This is a genomic window from Methylobacterium sp. A49B (assembly GCF_053346215.1).
Map to the genome: position 1 here is coordinate 133,101 of NZ_JBKFBO010000120.1, position 18,476 is coordinate 151,576.

Consider the following 18,476-nt stretch of genomic DNA (forward strand, 5'->3'; position numbering starts at 1 on the left):
GTCTCGGAGATGCGCGCCGTGAAGACCTATCAGCTCTACATCGATGGCCAGCACGTCGACCCGGTCGAGGGCGCGTGGTTCGAGTCGATCGATCCCTACCGCGGCGAGCCCTGGGCCCGGATCCCCCGGGCCTCCCGCGGCGATGTCGACCGGGCCGTGGCCGCCGCCAAGCGCGCGATGTGGGAGGGCCCCTGGGCCACCATGACGGCCTCCGCGCGCGGAAAGGTGCTCCGCCGGATCGGCGATCTCGTGGAGCGCGAGGCCAAGGCGCTGGCCGAGGTCGAGGTGCGCGACAACGGCAAGCTCTTCGCCGAGATGTACGGCCAGACCCGCTATCAGCCGGAATGGTGGTGGTACTACGCGGGCCTCGCCGACAAGGTCGAGGGCGCCCAGGTGCCGATCGACAAGCCCGAGACCTTCGCGTTCACCCGGCACGAGCCGGTGGGCGTCGTCGGGGCGCTGACCGCCTGGAACTCGCCGCTGCTGTTCGTGGCCTGGAAGTGCGCGCCGGCTCTGGCGGCCGGCTGCGCGGTCGTCGTGAAACCCTCCGAATTCGCCTCCGCCAGCACCCTCGAATTTGCCCGGCTGACCAAGGAGGCCGGCCTGCCGGACGGGATGTTCAACGTCGTCACCGGCTACGGCGGGGAGGCCGGCACGGCCATCGTGGAGCATCCGGACGTGGCCAAGATCACCTTCACGGGCTCTGACGTCACGGGGGCGAAGGTCTACGAGGCGGCCGCGCGCCAGATCAAGCGCGTGTCGCTGGAACTCGGCGGCAAGTCGCCCAACATCGTCTTCGCCGACGCCGACCTGAAGGCGGCCGCGGCGGGCGCGATCTCCGGCATCTTCGCCGCCACGGGCCAGACCTGCATCGCCGGATCGCGGCTGCTGGTGCAGAACAGCATCCGCGAGGCGTTCGTCGAGCGGTTGGTGGATCTCGCCCGTACCGCCAAGCTGGGCGACCCGATGCAGGCCGATACCAATATCGGGCCGATCACCACGCCGCCCCAATACACCAAGGTGCTCGACTATATCGCGCTCGCCAAGAGCGAGGGGGCGCGCTGCGTCTTCGGCGGCAACCCGGCCTCCGGTCCGGGCGTGATCGGCGGCCAGTTCGTGGAGCCGACGATCTTCACTGGCGTGACCAACGACATGCGCATCGCCCAGGAGGAGGTGTTCGGCCCGGTCCTGTCGATCATCGGCTTCGAGGACGAGGCGGAGGCGCTGCGGATCGGCAACGACGTCATCTACGGCCTCGCGGCCGGCGTCTGGACACAGGATATCGGTCGCGCGATGCGGATGTCGAAAGGATTGCGGGCCGGCACCGTCTGGGTGAACACCTATCGGGCCGTAAGCTACATGATGCCGTTCGGCGGCATGAAGCGTTCCGGAATCGGCCGCGAGAGCGGCATCGAGTCGATCCGCGAATTCCTGGAGACCAAGAGCGTCTGGATCTCGACCAGCCGCGACGCGCCGGAGAACCCGTTCGTGATGCGCTGAGCGAGACCGCTGCAGCCCACAGCGGTCCCCGTCAGCCGGCTTGCCGGCGGGGTGACCGCGCGCGCTGCCCCTTCGGCGGATCAGGACGGCTACTTGGCGAAGTGGGTGGTCGACATGCGGTCGGTGATCAGTTCGACCGGCATCCAGTCGATGAGCCGGACTGGTTCGTGCCGCATCATCGCCAGGGCGATGTCGACCGCGCGCCGGCCCTGAGGGGCCGCGTCCTGGTAGACCGTCACGGCGAGGCGCTTGCGCTGCATGGCGGTGAGGCCGTCCGCGGACGCGTCGACGCCGCCGATGAGGATGTGGCCGGGGGGTATACCCGCAGCCTCCACGGCGTCGGCGGCACCGAGCGCCATCGCGTCGTTGGCGGTCGCGATGGCGTCGATCCCGATGTTGCCAGCGAGCCATCCGGCGACGAGGGTACGGGCCTTGCCGCGATCCCCGTCGGCCGCGCCTTCGGCGACCAGCCGGAGGCCTGCGAATCCGGCCAGCACGTCCTTGATCCCCTGCATGCGCAGCGCCGCGCCCGCATGCGCGGGATTGCCCGCGATGAGGGCGAGCCGTCCCGTCCCGTTCAGCATCTGGGCCAGCTTGCGCATCTGAAGACGCCCGGCGACGAGATCGTGCGGCCGCACGGAAGCGATCCGTCCTAAGGGCCACGGGTCCGGCGGGCCGTCGTCCAGGAACACCAGCGGGATGTCGGCCTCCCGCGCGAGGCGGGTGAGGGTGGGACGCACCGAGGTCTCCACCGGCGTGATCAGCAGCGCGTCGACCTTCGCGGCGATCAATTGCCGAACCTGCGCGACCTGCTGCGCGCCGGCGCCGTCCGGCGCGTGAGCATACGCCACGGCCACATCGTGCGCTTTCGCCTGCTCGGCGATACCCTCCAGCAAGGTCCGCGTGGCGGCTGCAGGCGGGGGCATGGCGATACCGATGGTGGCGGAGAGCGCCGGCATCATCCCGCAGGCCAGGCTGAGCAGGGCAACCATCAGCGCGACCATCGCCCGGGGCCCCTCGCAGCGGTCCTGTCCTATCCGGCCCATCCCTGCCTGATCGTACAACACGGCGCCTCTCACGCGGCCTGAACACTCTGGAGGATGCGCGCCGATTCCGCGCTCAGCCGATCGGCGTCGCCCGCGAGGGCACTTGCCGCACCGCGGAGGGCGTTCACGGTCGCATCGAACTGCTCGGCCGCGCCGGCATCGTCGGCGATGCGTGCGCTCACCGAGCCGGCATTCCGGGCGGCCTGCTCGAGGGTTTGGACGATTTCCCGCGCCGCCGTACCTTGCCCGTCGAGACCAGCGGCGATCGTCGAGACGGCCCGGCTAATGTCCTCGATCCGGGTGGTAACGGAAGCGATCGCCGCCACCGCATCCGTCGTGGCGCCTTGGATCACCGTCACGTGCCGCCCGATATCCTGCGTTGCCTGCCTGGTCTGACCGGCCAGCGCCTTCACCTCGGCCGCGACCACCGCGAAGCCCCGGCCAGCCTCACCGGCGCGGGCCGCCTCGATCGCGGCGTTGAGGGCCAGAAGATTGGTCTGAGCGGCGATCTTCGCGATGATCCGGACCACGTCGCCGATCCGATCGGCCGCACCGGTCAAAGCGCGGACGAGGGCCGTCGTCCGTTCCGCGTCATTGGTGGCGCCGCTCGCCAGTGCGGTCGTCGATCCGGCTTGGCGGCCGACCTCGTCCATCGACGTGCCGAACCCTCTGGCGAGGGCAGAAGCCACGCGGATCTGGGATTGCGCCTCCTCCACCATCGCCGCTACCTCGGTCGAGCGATCCGCGCGCGCCGCGGCGATCCGGCTCAGGAGATCCGCCCGTCCGCGCAATTCGCCGACCCGCGCCGTCACCGAAGCCACGACGCCGCCCATTGCCGACGTGAAATCCGCCTCCGGCGCGCGTGGCGGGGAGTGCCGCTCGTGCTCGGCGGCGGCGCGGACCTCCGAGGGCTCCTGCTCGGGCACGCGGCCGGCGACCGAAAGGGGATCGGAGGCTCGCAGCGCGGTCGCCGAGCATGCCGGCGCATCGCCACTCTCCGCCGCCGCAACCGGAGTGCCGGGCGCGGCTTCGGCCTGCCGGTGCGGGACGCGTTTCCGCGCGTGGAAAACCGCCGGGACATGGTGGAGGCTGAACCAGACGGTCGCGAGCGCCAGCGCACCCGCGAAGGCTGCGGCTGCGACGTGCTCCATCGGAACCGTGTCGGCTGCGGCATCGACACCGGCGGCCTGCGTCAGGGTTCTGGCCTGCCGATGGGCCAGCACGGCGTCGACCGCTTGCGCGAGCGCCTTCGCATCGTCCTGTGACGGCGTCACAAGGACCGTTTCAGCCAAGTCCCATTCACCGGCCCGGTCCAGGGCTGCCGCTTCAGCGCTCACCGCCAGGACATGCTGCCATGTCTCCCAGAGCCGTTCCGCGAGTCGGCGCTCCTCCGGATCGACGACCGTCCGCGCGTAGGAGATCCAGGCAGCCTCGAACGCCTGACCGATCGCGATGGCTTGGTTTCGATGCCGCCGCCGCGCTGCTTCCGGAGAGGCGTGATGCGTGAGCAAGTCGATCGCGCGCAGCTCATAAGTAAATTGTTTCAAAGCGCCTAGCGTCGTCAGCACCCGAATTTCTTCGGCAATCGAGCCAGGCACCTTTCGGATCTTATCAGTCCCGAAGAATGGATATGTGCCAATTCTTATTGAAAGACACGTCAGTAACAAAATCAAAGATACCATCAATATGTGATATATAACAAAAGATCTCCGCGGAAAATCGTTCATTGCGGACAGCATAAAACTTAATTCCAAACATTCTGTCGCATTCGCCTATTGCGTTCGAAAGATGGAATCAAGTTTTAGACGAATACAACAGTCGTATTATAAAATATCGCTTGGATATGAATTCAATCTGAGATCTTCGAACATATCCTTCGTCAAGAAAGCTTTTCACCGGCGAATCTGTGAGTGCATCACTTGTGTCGTCGGCGCAGCTGGTGCTCGACGCGACCGCTGCGGATCATCCGGAGCGGGACGAGCCTGTGCGGAGGGGGCATCTCCAACGGATGCTCCCTGTTCGGCAGAGATCCCACCAAAACGCAGGCCGGAGGCACCCGCGCGGATCGGTCAGGCGCCCGCAGGTCTCGCCGCCGTCCGTTCGTTCACGGAGCGGCGCGTATCAACACGCGCAGAAACGATGCCGGGCCTAAGCCCCGGTCCGCCGGCGCGACCAGCGTCAGAGCGGCCGCGTCTGCCGCTCCTTCATCCACAACAAGCCGGCGATCCCCATCCACGGGCATACGAACACGATGAACGCGAGCAGTCCCACGTCAGACCTCCCGATCGAGCAGCGCAGACCTCAGGAAACGTCGGCGGCGTTTGCCGGATCCCGCTCGTGCGCCACGGCTCGAGCCTGACGGGCCATGGCGATCAATTCGGATGCTGTCAGGCCGCGTGATGGAAGCATCTCTTCCCGATCGGCCTCCCTCGGTATCCGCGGCGCCGGAGGCAGCGCCGCCTTGGTCCATCCGGGCCAGAGCCGCTTCAGCCGTTCCGCCTTCCGTACCGCACGTTCGCCCACGCAGACGCCTCCCGCACATCACCTGCGGCACGGGTAGGCGAGAGCCGAGGCGCCGGTAAGTCGCGGAGGGGCACAGCTCCGACTCTGACCCGGCGCCAGCGGTATGCGCCCGCCCCTGGGCAGAGCCGGCGACTGCCCTAGCGCTACGCTTGTTGGTTGTTCAGCGCGTGCTTCCGGCGGGAGGAGGGCTGGCGAGTCCTGTCCGGCTGAATGCCCTTGGTGCAGCCGCCAGCGATCCCGCTGCGCATTCAGGGCGAGTGCTGCTGAAGGTCCCTTCGGGCCGAAGCTTCGGCAATGGGCGTGATCGGCGAGGATCGATCACGCCACCGCTGGGAGCGGATACGGTCGCCGTGATTCTCCCGCGCGTCTCTAAAGTCGCCAGGTGGGCGCAAACTCCACGTTGTACGACGACTGATCGGCACCCCAGACGGGATCCACCATCTTGCCGAGCGCTTCCTCGGCAAGCCTGGAAATGCGCGGACGATGCTCCGCGGGAGTCTCCGGATGGCCCAGGATCGTCAGACACGCGTTCATGCACGCCCGATACTGACCAGTACAGAAGGCGTTGACGGAATATTCGTCCAGCAAGCCATAGTTATAGATCCACGGCTGCAGAAATAGAGCATCACGCGGCATACGCGGCGGAAGACCAGCCTCGGCATAGTAAAGGCCTTTCACGTAGTCGCGATGTTCTCTGCAGTAACGGCTGGCCCCGTGCCGGGCCTCCGCCCGCTCGGGACAGATTGCTATGGCCCGATCATACACGTCGAGGACCGCGCTGGCAGGCTCGTTCAGGCTGTCCATCAGATAGGCGGCGCTGAGGAGACTTATGTAAATCTCCTCGTGCCAAAAACCGAGTTCGGCCCGCTTCAGGTAATATTCGAGCGCCTTTCGGCGATCGCCGATATCGCGATAACTTTGTGCGAGGTAGAACGTGTAGCGGGTGATCAAGAACGGGTCCTGCTCGGTCGCCAGCGCTTTCTCAAGGACATCGACATCGCGCCGGTAAGTGCCGCGATCAAGATGGCGCGCGCCGTCCTCTCCTCGACGCATGGCAAGCGGCAGCACCGGAAGGGGGCCAGCCTCGTCGCACGTGAGGAATTCGTGAAGGACGCCGCGGTATTGCCAGTTGAACGCGTTACTGACCAGTTGCAGGCGTGTATACTTCGTAAAACTATCCAAGATGGTGACCGCGTAGCCGGGCATATCGAGCTGCGGCATCGCGAAATCCGGCGGGATGATCAATTCGTCATCCGCGTCGATGATCAACGTATAGTCGGCGTGCGGGCGCGCCAGCACCAGCGCCTCGCTGCGATTGGTCGCGAAATCGACCCAGGGTCGACTCAGGACGTCCCCCGGCACGTCCGACATCGCCGCGCGGATCACATCTTCGGTCCCGTCGGTTGATCCCGTGTCGACGATCACCCAATGATCAATGACTGGCCGAACCGAATCGAGGCATCGACGAATAACGTGTGCCTCGTTCTTGACAATCATCGAGAGACAGACGGTTTGTCCGGAATAATTCATTTGAATTCGACGTCGCCAAACGGTCTGAAGAGCGATAATATTACTTCGTTCAGCGTTTTACTCTCTCGATTGGACGAAGGCAAAGCTAATTTCTGCGCTTCTAAGGCAAACAATCGAAACGTATGTACTCGATTTCTATAAATATAGCCGACTATCGACAGATTTAAATGGCGTTTGTTGTCACAATAAATCAGTATCACGCCAAGCTAAAAATTTTAACGCTGTCATCACATGATGTCCACGCGTGATTGCGGGTTGGATCAGTTCAGGGCGCGGGAGCAGAGCCTGTGTCTGCCTGCGAACGAAACTCCATTTCCCAGGTTTGCCGGAAGGGGACCGCGACCCGAGCACCCGTCCTCGACCGCGGAGGCGCGTCATGCCCGCTTCAGCGTGAACCGGGTTCCCGGCCACGCGAGCGATCCCCTGCGGGCGGAGCGGCTGCTGTGCGACCGCGGGCCTCCGGAACGCGCGCGCAACGGGGCGGGATCGCGCAGTTGACCGAGATTTTTCGACACGTGATGCTTCCGCACGGAAACACCCGACTTCCGAGCCGCACACAACCTGAAAACGCTTCGCGCGGAGAAGCCCGGCATGGCAGAGTCTCAAGAGATCGAGGTTCGCCTCGTGCAGCTCGAGGCGGACAATACGCGCCTGCGTCGTCTTCTGGACGAGGCCGGCGCGCCCGACGGGCTTCGCCACGGGTTGCGCGACACCATGGCGATGCTCCGGGCGGTGCTGCGCCTCTCGGCCGAGACCGCCGACACCGTCGACAGCTACGCGACGCACCTTGAGGGCCGGCTCGACGCCATCACGCGGGTTCGGGTGACGGCCGACACCTTCGGCGAGGTCAACCTGCACACCCTCATCTCGGACGAATTGATGATCCATCTCATCCGCGAGGGCGAGCAGGCGGAGCTGTCCGGGCCGCCGGTCCGCCTCCGGCCGAAGGCGGCGCAGCTTGTAGCTCTCGCGATCCACGAACTGTCGAGCAACGCCATCGAGCATGGGGTTTTGGGACTCGCCGCGGGTGACGTCGCCGTGGGCTGGTCCGTCGACACCGACGCCGGCCACGGGGCGGGCGATCTGACGCTGACCTGGAAGGAGACGGGCGGCGCGGGTGTCGTGCCTCCGACACGGCGCGGTTTCGGCATGCAGGTCCTCAAGGAGATGCTGAGCTACGAACTCGGCGCCCGGGTGGCCCTGGCCTTCGAGCCCGACGGCCTCCGCTGCACCTGCCGCTTCCCGCTGACGCCGCGCGTGGGGCGCGTGGTCGAGGAGAGCGGCGCCGACGAGAACGGTGACGGCGCCTGAGCTGCGGCGCTACGCCAGGGCGCGAGAGGCTTCGCGCACCTGCCGCGTCGCGCAGTCGACCCGCAGGCTTGCCTGCGCGATGGTCTCCATGCCGGCCGAGATCGCGGTGACGCCCTGGGACGCCGCCTGCATGCTGCCGGACATCTCGCGGGTCACCGCCGACTGCTCCTCCACGGCCGCCGCGATGGTGGACGACACCGCGTTCAACGTGCCGATCGTCCCCTGAATGGCGCCGATCGCCTCGACCGCCTCCCGGGTCGCCGTCTGGGTCGCCGCGATCTGCCCGCGGATCTGGTCCGTCGCCCGACCCGTCTGCTCAGCCAGAGTCTTGACCTCGCTGGCGACCACCGCGAAGCCGCGTCCCGCCTCGCCGGCGCGGGCGGCCTCGATCGTGGCGTTCAGCGCCAGCAGGTTCGTCTGGGCCGCGATACCGGAGATCAGCCCGACCACGTCGCCAATCTGCGTCGCCTGCTCGCTGAGGCCGGCGACGATGCACCCCGTGCGCTGCGCCTGTTCGACGGCCTGACCGGCGATCCCCGCCGCGTGGCTCACCTGCTGGCTGATCTCACTGACGGAGTACGACAGCTGCTCAGCGCCGGAAGCGACGGACTGGATCTCGTTCGAGACCCGCCCCACCGTCTCGGCGGCCTGACCGGTCTGGCGCGTCACGTCCGCGACGGCGTCACCGATGGCGTCGAGGTCGTTGCCGATGGTCCGTTGCGTCTCGGCCCGACGCTGCCGCTCGGCGACCTGAGCGGTGATGTCGGTGGCGAACTTCACGACCCGTATCGGGCGGCCGTCGGCGTCGGTGATCGGATTGTAGGTGGCCTGGATCCAGACTTCTCGACCGCCCTTGCCGGTGCGCCTGTACTCGCCGGACTGGTACTCGCCGCGCGCGAGTGCGGCCCAGAACGCACGATAGGGCTCGCTCGTCCGTTCGGCTTCGCTGACGAACAAACTGTGATGGCGGCCGACGATCTCGTCGAGGCGGTACCCGACCGCACCGAGGAAATTCGCATTGGCACTCAGGACCGTCCCATCGAGCGCGAAGGCGATCACCGCCTGCGAGCGGTGCAGCGCGGTGATCTGCCCTTCGAGATCGAGCGAGCGCAGCTTGTGCGCCGTGATGTCGGTGGCGAACTTGACGATCTTGACCGGTCTGCCCGCCCCGTCGAGAACCGGGTTGTAGGTGGCCTGGATCCAGACTTCCCTCCCACCCTTGGCGATGCGCCTGTATTCGGCCGTCTGGAACTCGCCGTGCCGGAGCTGCTCCCAGAAGCGCCGGTACGCCTCGCTCTCCCGATCGGCCGGGTTTACGAAGAGAGTGTGATGACGGCCGCGGATCTCGTCCAGCGTGTAGCCCATCGCGGCCAGGAAGTTGCTGTTCGCTTCCAGAATTGTGCCGTCCAGAGCGAACTCAATCGTAGCGAGAGAACGGCTCAATGCCGCCAGCTTGGCGTGCTGGTCCTTGCGATTCTTCAGGCGCGAAAACACGGCGTCCTCCAATATTTTAGCGCCCGGCCTAACACAGCGGCAGGCTTTTGAGATCTCGTCAGATCTTCGGCTTCTTGCCGATCACGACATAGATCAGTTTCTGGTTCAGCGTATATGGCCGAAAAACTTGAGACCAGAGATAGCCGCTCGGCCTTGAACATCGGTTAAAACAGTCGCCCTCATCTCGGGCAACCGGTCAAAACTCCGCGAACAAGGCTGAGGCAAAGGGCGGAAACTCACCCGGAGATTGCAGCAACTTAGCGTAAGTTACGGGATTCTGCTCACCGTGAGTTGTGGTCCGGCGAAAAGCTGAGGCGATCTGTCCTCATCCTGACAGAGCGGTCCCTGTCTCAAGATCCCGGCGGATCGTGGCCTCGATCAGACCGCAGGGCTCGTCGGTCGGCAGGAAGACGGTGCCGGGGTTATCGAGCCCGAAGGCCCGCAGGTCCAAGGGCAGATAATGCTTGTTCGGCATCACGAACGAGATCTCCGCCAGTTCGGAGATCGTGTCGAGCACCGATATGCCCATCCTGTACATGCTGTCCTGAACGCTGCGGCTGTAGGTGGTGGCAAACGTCGACAGCAGACTTTCCAGGATGCGAGCGTTGGCGACCGCGTAGTCGGACGGCGGCCGCGACCAAGTCCACGTGGCATCCATGCTGGTCGCCGCGATGCGGTCGTGGGTGTCTGGCAGCGTGCGGTAGCCATCATCGACGAAATCCGCCCATCCCGACCGCGTGGTCTTCATCAAGGTGTAGCCACGCAGCCCCGAGCGCACGGTCGAGCCGGCGCGACTGGCGGAGAGCGCCACGAACCCGAAGCCGTTGCCGTCGCGCGTGAAGGTATGCCCGTGCGGCGCGCCGTCGACGCCGTGGCGCAGCCAGCGCGTCTCCTCGGCCTCGATGGTGACGGTCTGGACCTGCGGATAGGTCTCGAGCAGCACCTGCGCCACGGCGGCCGCGAAACCTTCCGCGTCGGCCGCGACGTTCCGGGCCGCGGTGACGTTGACGATGTTCTTCACGCTGTCGGTGGCGATGCACGCCCGGTTGTCGCCCGCGGTCCAGGCCGCGTCGAAGCCGCCGGTCATCATCACGGTGAGCGTCAGCTCGCGGGGGACATGGTGATCGCCGTCGCGGGTCAGGCGCATGATCCGGACGCGTTCCTTGCCGTAGCGCGATGCGGTCAGACGCATGGAGGTCTCCGATGGGCGCCACCGACGGCGCGGCGGCTGAGCTTAGGTCGTGAGCGGCCGCGGTTCCAAGGCCGCTCGGGACAGTCCTGTCGGGACAGCCCTGTCGGGACAAGCCGGTCAGGCCAAGTCGAGGCTTGACCGCGGCCACCCGCCGACAAGCATAGTGCGCGGCCGAGACGGGCCGATTCCGGGCCGGTGAGGGGGGCCATGGATCTCAACACCGTCGAGACCGTCATCCGTCCGCGCAGCCGGGGCGAGTTGCCGCCTTGGCAGGAGGGGGATGCCTGCCTCGCGGGCGGGACATGGCTCTTCTCCGAGCCCCAGCCGGCGACGCGGCGCCTCCTGGATCTCGCGAGCCTCGGCTGGCCCCCGCACACGATCGACGCGGACGGCCTGACCCTCGCGGCGACCTGCACGATCGCACAGCTCGACCGGCTGGAACTCCCGCCGGCCTGGATCGCCGCGCCACTGGTGGGACAGTGCTGCCGGGGTTTGCTCGGATCCTTCAAGATCTGGAACACCGCGACCGTGGGCGGCAATCTCTGCCTCGCCCTTCCGGCCGGGCCGCTGATCGCCCTCGCCACAGCCCTGGACGCAACCTGCACGGTCTGGTCCCCGGATGGCGGCGAGCGGGGCTTGGCCACCACGGCGTTCGTCCTCGGGCCGCGGCGCACGGCGCTGCAGCCCGGAGAGATCCTGCGGAGCGTGTCGATCCCGGCGGCAGCCCTCGCGCGCCGGACCGCGTTCCGGCGGATCAGCCTCAGCCCGAACGGTCGCTCGTGCGCGCTCCTGATCGGGACCCGGGACGCGGACGGCGCCTTCGCGCTCACCGTGACGGCCTCGGTGCGGCGCCCGCTGAAGCTCGCCTTCGCGGGACTGCCGGAGCGCGCGGCGCTCGTGGAAGTCATCGACGACGCCATCCCGGACGCCCTTTACTACGATGATGTTCATGGTCAGCCCGATTGGCGTCGCCACGTGACCCGACACCTCGCCGGGGAGATCCGCGACGCGTTGCAGGATGCGCCGTCCGAGGGGGCAGGCTCATGAGGCTCACGATCAACGGCCATGACCACGACGGCGTGCCCCGCGCCGGGCAGTGCCTGCGGACGTACCTGCGCGAAGCCGGCTGGTTCGGCGTGAAGAAGGGCTGCGACGCGGGCGATTGCGGCGCCTGCACGGTCCATCTCGACGGCGAACCGGTGCACAGCTGCCTGATCCCGGCCTTCCGCGCCGAGGGACGGAGCGTGACTACCGTCGAGGGCCTCGCCGGCCCGTGTCACGCCGGAGATGCCGAGCCTTCGTCACTCCACCCGGTGCAGGCCGCCTTCCTGGCCGCGCAGGGCTTCCAGTGCGGCTTCTGCACGGCCGGCATGCTCATGACGGCCGCCGCCCTCGATCAGGGCCAGAGGCGGGATCTCGGCACCGCCCTGAAGGGCAACCTCTGCCGCTGCACCGGCTATCGCGCCGTCCGGGACGCGATCGCCGGCATCGCGGCACCGGATCGGTGGCGCGGCTCGGGCGACCCGGTGGGGCAGAACCTGCCGGCACCGGCAGCCCCCGCGGTGGTGTCCGGGCGAGCCCGGTTCACTTTCGATGCCGCCTTCGGGGAGGCCTTGCATCTCAAGGTTCTGCGCTCGCCCCACGCCCATGCCCGGGTCGCGGCGATCGACACGGCGGCGGCCCGGGCGATCCCCGGAGTCGTCGCGGTGCTCACCCACGCGGACGCGCCGGAGCGCCGGTTCTCCACCGCCCGCCATCAGGATCCCCGCGACGACGCGGCCGACACCCGAGTCCTGGATCCGGTCCTGCGCTTCGCTGGGCAGCGGGTCGCCGCGGTCGTGGCGGAGACCGAAGCGGCCGCGGAGGCGGGCTGCCGGGCCCTGCGCGTGACCTACGAGCTTCGTCCGGCTCTCCTCGATCCCGCACGAGCGCTCCTGCCCGACGCGCCCCGCGTGCACGATCCCCTCGACCGCTCGGGAGAGGAGGTGCCACCTGGCGCGACCCATCCGAACCTCGCCGCCGAAGTGCAGGGCGAGGTCGGCGACGTGGAAGCCGGCTTCGCCGAGGCCGACTTCGTGTACGCGCAGACCTTCGCGTCGCAGCGCGTCCAGCACGCGGCCCTCGAAACGCATGGCTGCGTCGGCTGGCGCGATCCCGACGGGCGCCTGACCCTGCGCACGAGCAGCCAGGTCCCGTTCTTGACCCGGGATGCCCTGTGCGACCTGTTCGGTCTGGAGCGCGATGCGGTGCGGGTCGTCTGCGGCCGGATCGGCGGGGGCTTCGGCGGCAAGCAGGAGATGCTCACCGAGGATCTCGTGGCCCTGGCGGTGCTTCGAACCGGCCGCCCGGTGCGCTGGGAATTGACCCGGCAGGAGCAGTTCACCGCGACGCCGACGCGCCACCCGATGCAAGTCGGCGTGAAGGTCGGCGCCCGCCGTGACGGGACGTTGACGGCACTCAGCCTGGACGTCCTGTCCGATACGGGCGCCTACGGCAACCACGCCGGCGGCGTGCTCCATCACGGCTGCAACGAGGTGCTCGCCGCCTATGTCTGCCCCAACAAGCGGGTCTCGGGCCGCGCGGTCTACACCAACACACTCCCGGCCGGTGCCTTCCGGGGTTACGGCCTGAGCCAGACGATCTTCGCGCTGGAATCGGCCCTCGACGAGGTCGCGCGCGGGCTCGGGCTCGATCCCTTCGCCCTGCGCCGGATCAACGCCGTCAAGCCGGGCGACCCGCTGGTCGCGCACAGCCTGGCCCCGCACGACGTGACGTTCGGAAGCTACGGGCTCGACCAGTGCCTGACCCTGGTGGAGGAGAGGCTCCGGGCCGACCCTGGCCCGGACCCCGAGCCCGGCTGGCGCGCCGGCACCGGCATGGCCATGGCGATGATCGACACGATCCCGCCGCGCGGCCACCACGCGGAGGCGCGGGCGAGCCTCGATGCGGACGGAGGCTTCACCCTCCACGTGGGCACCGCCGAGTTCGGCAACGGCACCAGCACGGTGCACCGCCAGATCGCGGCCTCCGTACTCAAGATCGCCCCCGAACGCGTGCGGATCGCCGGTGCGGATACCGACGCGGTCGGCCACGATACGGGCGCCTACGGCAGCACCGGCATCGTCGTCGCGGGCCTCGCGACGCTGCGCGCGGCCGAGGCGCTGGCGGACCGATTGCGGGCGCGGGCATCGGAAATGGCGGGCACGACGCCCGAGGCCTGCCGCGTGGTCGAATCCGCCGTCGAGACGCCGAATGGCCCGGTTCCGCTCGCCGCCCTCGGTCCCCTGGACGCCTCCGGCCGGTCCGACGGTTCTCCGCGCTCGGTGGCCTTCAATGTCCAGGCGTTCCGGGTGGCCGTGCATCCGGTGAGCGGCGTTGTCCGCATCCTCAAGAGCATCCACGCCGCCGATGCCGGGCGGGTGATCAACCCGATGCAGTGCCGCGGCCAGGTCGAGGGCGGAGTGGCGCAGGCGATCGGCGCCGCGCTCTACGAGGATCTCCGCATCGGTCCGGACGGGCAGGTCGTCACGCAGGCCTTCCGCGACTACCACATCCCGGCCTGCGCCGACGTGCCGGACACGGATGTCTTCTTCGCGGACACCTACGACAGCGTCGGGCCGCTCGGCGCGAAATCCATGAGCGAATCGCCCTTCAACCCCGTCGCGGCCGCCCTCGGCAACGCGATCCGCGACGCCACCGGCGCCCGGCTCACCGCCACGCCCTTCGCCCCGGACCGGATCTACAAAGCCGTCGCCGCCGGGCAGGGCGCGGTCCCGTGACGGACGGAACGCGCGACCCTGCGACCCCGGCGTCGCGCCGGGCCGGCCTGCTGGAGCGCACCTTCCGGCTCGCCGAGCACGGCACCAGCGCGCGCACCGAGGTCCTCGCCGGGCTGACGACCTTCCTGACGATGGCCTACATCGTGTTCGTCAACCCGAGCATCCTCGCGGAGGCCGGCATGCCCCGCGGCGCAGTGTTCGTGGCGACCTGCCTCGTGGCGGCGCTCGGCTCGCTGATCATGGGGCTCTACGCCAACTACCCGATCGCCCTGGCGCCCGGGATGGGGCTCAACGCCTACTTCACCTACGTGATCGTCCAGGGGCTGGGGTTCACGTGGCAGGCCGCCCTGGGGGCGGTGTTCATCTCCGGCCTGTGCTTCCTCGCCGGCACGCTGACCGGTCTGCGCGCGTTGATCGTCGACGGCATCCCGCGCTCGATGCGGATCGCCATCACGGTGGGCATCGGCCTGTTCCTGGCGATCATCGCGCTGAAGAATGCCGGCGTCGTCGCGGCGAGCCCGGCCACCTTCGTCACGCTGGGCGACCTGCACAAGCCGGAGACCGTGCTCGCGGTGATCGGCTTCCTCATCGTCGCGGTCCTGTCGGCCCGAAAGGTCCGGGCCGCACTGCTCACCAGCATCCTGACGGTCACCGCGCTGAGCTTCGTCTTCGCGGGCAACACCTTCCAGGGTGTCGTCGCCCTGCCGCCGTCGCTGGCGCCGACGTTCCTCGCCCTCGACGTTTCGGGCGCTCTGTCGGCCGGCCTGATGAACGTGATCCTGGTGCTGTTTTTGGTCGAGCTGTTCGACGCGACCGGCACGCTGATGGGGGTGGCGAGCCGCGCAGGGCTCCTCACCGACGACCGGCTGCCCCGGCTCAACCGGGCGCTGATGGCCGATTCCGCGGCGGTCTTCGCGGGCTCGCTGCTCGGCACGTCGAGCACCACCGCCTATCTCGAGAGTGCTTCCGGCGTGGAGCAGGGCGGCCGCACCGGCCTCACCGCTGTCACCGTGGCGGCGCTGTTCGTGGCCTGCCTGTTCTTCGCGCCGCTGGCCGCCGCAGTCCCGGCCTACGCCACGGCGCCGGCCCTGTTCTACGTCGCCTGCCTGATGCTCCGCGAACTGGTGGCCCTCGACTGGGACGACCTCACCGAGGCGATCCCGGCATGCGTCACCGCGCTGCTCATGCCGTTCACCTACTCCATCGCCACCGGCGTCTCCCTGGGCTTCATCATCTACGCGGTGCTGAAGCTGCTGACGGGCCGCGCCCGGGAGGTGAAGCCGGTGGTCTGGATGATCGCGGTCGTGTTCCTGTACAAGCTCGTGGAGACAGGGGGCGCCCACTGACGGGGCGACCGTCGGCGGCCCGCACGAACCGGTGTCAGGCGGCGATGTCCCTGGCGGCGCTCCGGCCCGGGACCGGCAGGGCGATGGTGAAGCAGGCCCCGCCGCGGTCCCGGCGGTTGCGGGCGGTGATGGTGCCGCCCATCGCCTCGACGAATCCGCGGGAGATGGCGAGGCCGAGGCCCGTGCCCGCCCGCACCCGGTCGCCCTTCTGGGCGCGGTAGAACTTGTCGAAGATCCGTTCGAGATCGGCCTCGGCCAGGCCGCCGCCCTCATCGAGCACCCGGATGCGGACCTGCGCGCCGTCGCGCTCCGCCCGTACGGTCACGGTCGAGCCTTCGGGCGCATATTTGGCCGCGTTGTCGAGCAGGTTGACCAGCACCTGCTCGAACAGGACCGGATCGAGGGCGAGCGGCGGCAGGTCCGGCGCGACCTCGACCGCAACCCGGTGCGCGGCGAGGACCTTCTGGGTCCGGCGCAGGGCCGTATCGACCGTCTCGGCGACGTCCTGCGGCGACAGATTCGGCGCGACCGCGCCCGCCTCCAGGCGGGTCATGTCGAGGAGGTTGGCGATGAAGCGGTTGAGCCGCTCCGCCTCCCCGATGATGGTGCCCAGAAGCTCCGCCTTCGCGTCGGGCGCCAGGGCCGCTTCGAGGTCGCGCAGCGTGCTCGCCGCGCCCAGGACCGAGGCCAGCGGCGTCCGGAGATCGTGGCTGATGGAGGTGAGCAGCGCTTGGCGCAGCCGGTCGGTCTCGGCGGCGCGCTCGGCCCGGTCGAGATCCTCGACGAGCCGCACCCGCTCGATGGCCAGCGCCCCCATGTCGGCCAGGGCGTCGAGCAGGCGCCGCCCCTCCGGAGTCAGGATCGGGCCCGTGCCGTCCGCGTCGAGGCCGATCACGCCGATCGTGCCGCGTCCCGTGCGCATCGGCAGGAACAGGCGCTTGGCGCCCGGCAGCGTGTCGGCGCCGCGGCCGGCCGGCCGCTCGTTGTCGAACGCCCACTGGGCCGCCGCCACGTCGGCCTCGTCGAGCCTGTCCTCCGGAGGGTAGCCGGCCATGACCGTGACGATCCCGGCCTCGGGGAGCAGGAGCACCACGCGGACCTTCAGCATCGCGGCCACCTGCGCGCTCGTGGCCCAGAGCACGTCGTCGAGGGTCCCGCAGGCGGCGAGCTTGCGGGAGAAGCCGAACAGACGCTCCGTGGCGCGGGCGCGGCCCTGGCTGACCACAGCGACCCGCCGGGCCCGGGAGGCGAGGTTCGAGACCAGCACGGCCACCAGCGTGAACAGCAGGAAGGCGGCGACGTTGGTCGGGTCGGCGATCGTGAAGGTGTAGACCGGCGGCAGGAAGAAGAAGTTGTAGGCGAGCGAGGCCGCCACCACTGAGACCAGGGCCGGTCCCAGCCCCCAGCGCACCGCCACCGCCACGACGGCGGTTAGAAGGAACAGGTCGGCATTCTCCACGCCGGCGTAGGGCTGCGCCAGGATGGCGCTCCCGAGCCCGGCCGCGATCGCCGCCAGGGCGCCGAGATAGGCGCGCGGGTGAAACCCGGAGCGTGGCGCCGCCATCGTGATCACGCGACGCGGCTGCTTTTCCGCAGGCGCCGCCTCGCCCGGGACCACGTGCACGCTGATGTTTCCGCTGTCGCGCAGCAGGTCGTGGACCACCGAGCCGTGGAGCAGCTCGAACAGCCAGGAGCGGTTCGCCTTGCCCACCACGATGTGGTTGACGTTGGCCGAGCGGGCATAGGCCAGCGCGTCATCGGCGATCCGGCGGCCGCCCGGCAGCGTGACGGCGTCGCCGCCCAGCCGGTCGGCCAGCCGCAGCGCCTCGGCGATCCGGTCGCGCTCCGCCTCGCTCAGGGACGCCGCCCGGGCGCCTTCGATGGAGAGGGCCGTCCAGGGGGCGTGCAGGCGGTCGGCGAGCCGCTTGGTGTAGCGGACGAGGCCGGCCGTGCGCGGGTCCTCGTTCACGCAGACGAGCACGCGCTCACCTGCAGCCCAGGGGCCGGGGATCGCGTTGGCCCGCATGTGGCCGAGCAGCTCGTCGTCGACCCGATCGGCCGTGCGACGGAGCGCCAGCTCGCGGAGCGCCGTCAGGTTGCCGCGCGAGAAGTAGTGCTTCAGGGCGCGCTCGGCGTTGGTCGGGACGTAGACCTTCCCGTCCTTGAGCCGCTGGATCAGGTCGTCGGGGTTGAGGTCCACGACCTCGATGTCGTCGGCCCGGTCGAGGACACCGTCCGGCACCGTCTCGCGCACCCGGATGCGGGTGATCGCGGCGACCACGTCGTTCAGGCTCTCGACATGCTGGATGTTGAGGGTCGTCAGGACGTCGATGCCGGCATCGAGCAGCTCCTCGACGTCCTGGTAGCGTTTCGGATGGCGGGAGCCGGGCGCGTTCGTGTGGGCGAGCTCGTCGACCAGCGCCAGGGCCGGGCGGCGGGCGAGCAGCGCGTCGAGGTCCATCTCCTGCAGGACGGTGCCATGGTACGGCACCGCGCGGCGGGGGATCGTCTCGAAGCCGTCGAGCAGGGCTTCGGTCTCGGCCCGCCCGTGCGTCTCGACGACCCCGACCACCACGTCGGTTCCGGCGTTCAGCCGGGCGCGCCCGATGGTCAACATCTCGTAGGTCTTGCCGACCCCCGGCGCCGCGCCGAGGAAGACCTTGAGCCGGCCGCGCGTCCGCTCCTCGCGGCGCGCCGCTTCGAGGAGCGCGTCGGGGGAGGGGCGGTTCGGGTCGCGGCCGGATTCAGGCATGAT

General features: G+C 68.7%; 11 protein-coding genes. 5 read left to right on the forward strand and 6 right to left on the reverse strand.

Annotated elements, in window-relative coordinates; translation table 11 throughout:
- Positions 1-18 precede the first annotated feature (18 nt).
- The gene (locus tag ACLBX9_RS24790; RefSeq protein WP_447720793.1) at positions 19-1,500 is read left to right on the forward strand and encodes an aldehyde dehydrogenase; all 1,482 of its coding nucleotides are present in this window, start codon (positions 19-21) and stop codon (positions 1,498-1,500) included.
- An 89-nt stretch (positions 1,501-1,589) separates the two neighbouring features.
- On the opposite strand, the gene ACLBX9_RS24795 is transcribed toward ACLBX9_RS24790, so the two are convergent.
- The 3 genes from ACLBX9_RS24795 to ACLBX9_RS24805 form a co-directional block, all read right to left on the reverse strand.
- Complete coding sequence (locus tag ACLBX9_RS24795) at positions 1,590-2,546, reverse strand: substrate-binding domain-containing protein (protein WP_447720794.1); 957 nt, start codon at positions 2,544-2,546, stop codon at positions 1,590-1,592.
- A gap of 29 nt (positions 2,547-2,575) precedes the next feature.
- Entirely contained in the window at positions 2,576-4,285 is a 1,710-nt protein-coding gene (locus tag ACLBX9_RS24800; protein ID WP_447720795.1) for a HAMP domain-containing methyl-accepting chemotaxis protein, read from the reverse strand.
- Between the two features lie 1,153 nt (positions 4,286-5,438).
- A complete protein-coding gene (locus tag ACLBX9_RS24805) occupies positions 5,439-6,599 on the reverse strand; it encodes a glycosyltransferase (protein ID WP_447720796.1) in 1,161 nt (386 codons plus the stop codon).
- A gap of 591 nt (positions 6,600-7,190) precedes the next feature.
- On the opposite strand from ACLBX9_RS24805, the gene ACLBX9_RS24810 reads away from it, so the two are divergent.
- Entirely contained in the window at positions 7,191-7,910 is a 720-nt protein-coding gene (locus ACLBX9_RS24810) for an HWE histidine kinase domain-containing protein (RefSeq protein WP_447720797.1), read from the forward strand.
- A gap of 9 nt (positions 7,911-7,919) precedes the next feature.
- Here the strand turns inward: ACLBX9_RS24810 and ACLBX9_RS24815 are convergent, their stop codons facing one another.
- Positions 7,920-9,404, reverse strand: coding sequence for a methyl-accepting chemotaxis protein (locus tag ACLBX9_RS24815; protein WP_447720798.1), 1,485 nt, complete (start codon positions 9,402-9,404; stop codon positions 7,920-7,922).
- A 325-nt stretch (positions 9,405-9,729) separates the two neighbouring features.
- Positions 9,730-10,596, reverse strand: a complete 867-nt coding sequence (gene pucL / locus ACLBX9_RS24820; protein ID WP_447720799.1) for a factor-independent urate hydroxylase — start codon at positions 10,594-10,596, stop codon at positions 9,730-9,732.
- 207 nt (positions 10,597-10,803) lie between these two features.
- Here pucL and ACLBX9_RS24825 point away from each other — a divergent pair, with 207 nt between their 5' ends.
- From ACLBX9_RS24825 to ACLBX9_RS24835, 3 genes are read left to right on the forward strand one after another with little or no spacing between them, the layout of a single operon-like run.
- Positions 10,804-11,643: an FAD binding domain-containing protein gene (locus ACLBX9_RS24825; RefSeq protein ID WP_447720800.1), complete on the forward strand. Its 840-nt coding sequence runs from the start codon at positions 10,804-10,806 to the stop codon at positions 11,641-11,643.
- A complete protein-coding gene (locus ACLBX9_RS24830; protein WP_447720801.1) occupies positions 11,640-14,375 on the forward strand; it encodes a molybdopterin-dependent oxidoreductase in 2,736 nt (911 codons plus the stop codon). Before ACLBX9_RS24825 ends, ACLBX9_RS24830 begins: the two co-directional genes overlap by 4 nt.
- Positions 14,372-15,721 (forward strand): NCS2 family permease, encoded by a 1,350-nt coding sequence (locus ACLBX9_RS24835; RefSeq protein ID WP_447720802.1) that lies wholly within the window; start codon positions 14,372-14,374, stop codon positions 15,719-15,721. The genes ACLBX9_RS24830 and ACLBX9_RS24835 overlap by 4 nt, the downstream gene beginning before the upstream one ends.
- Before the next feature lie 34 nt (positions 15,722-15,755).
- Here the strand turns inward: ACLBX9_RS24835 and ACLBX9_RS24840 are convergent, their stop codons facing one another.
- Positions 15,756-18,473 (reverse strand): ATP-binding protein, encoded by a 2,718-nt coding sequence (locus ACLBX9_RS24840; protein WP_447720803.1) that lies wholly within the window; start codon positions 18,471-18,473, stop codon positions 15,756-15,758.
- Between the last annotated feature and the right edge of the window lie 3 nt (positions 18,474-18,476).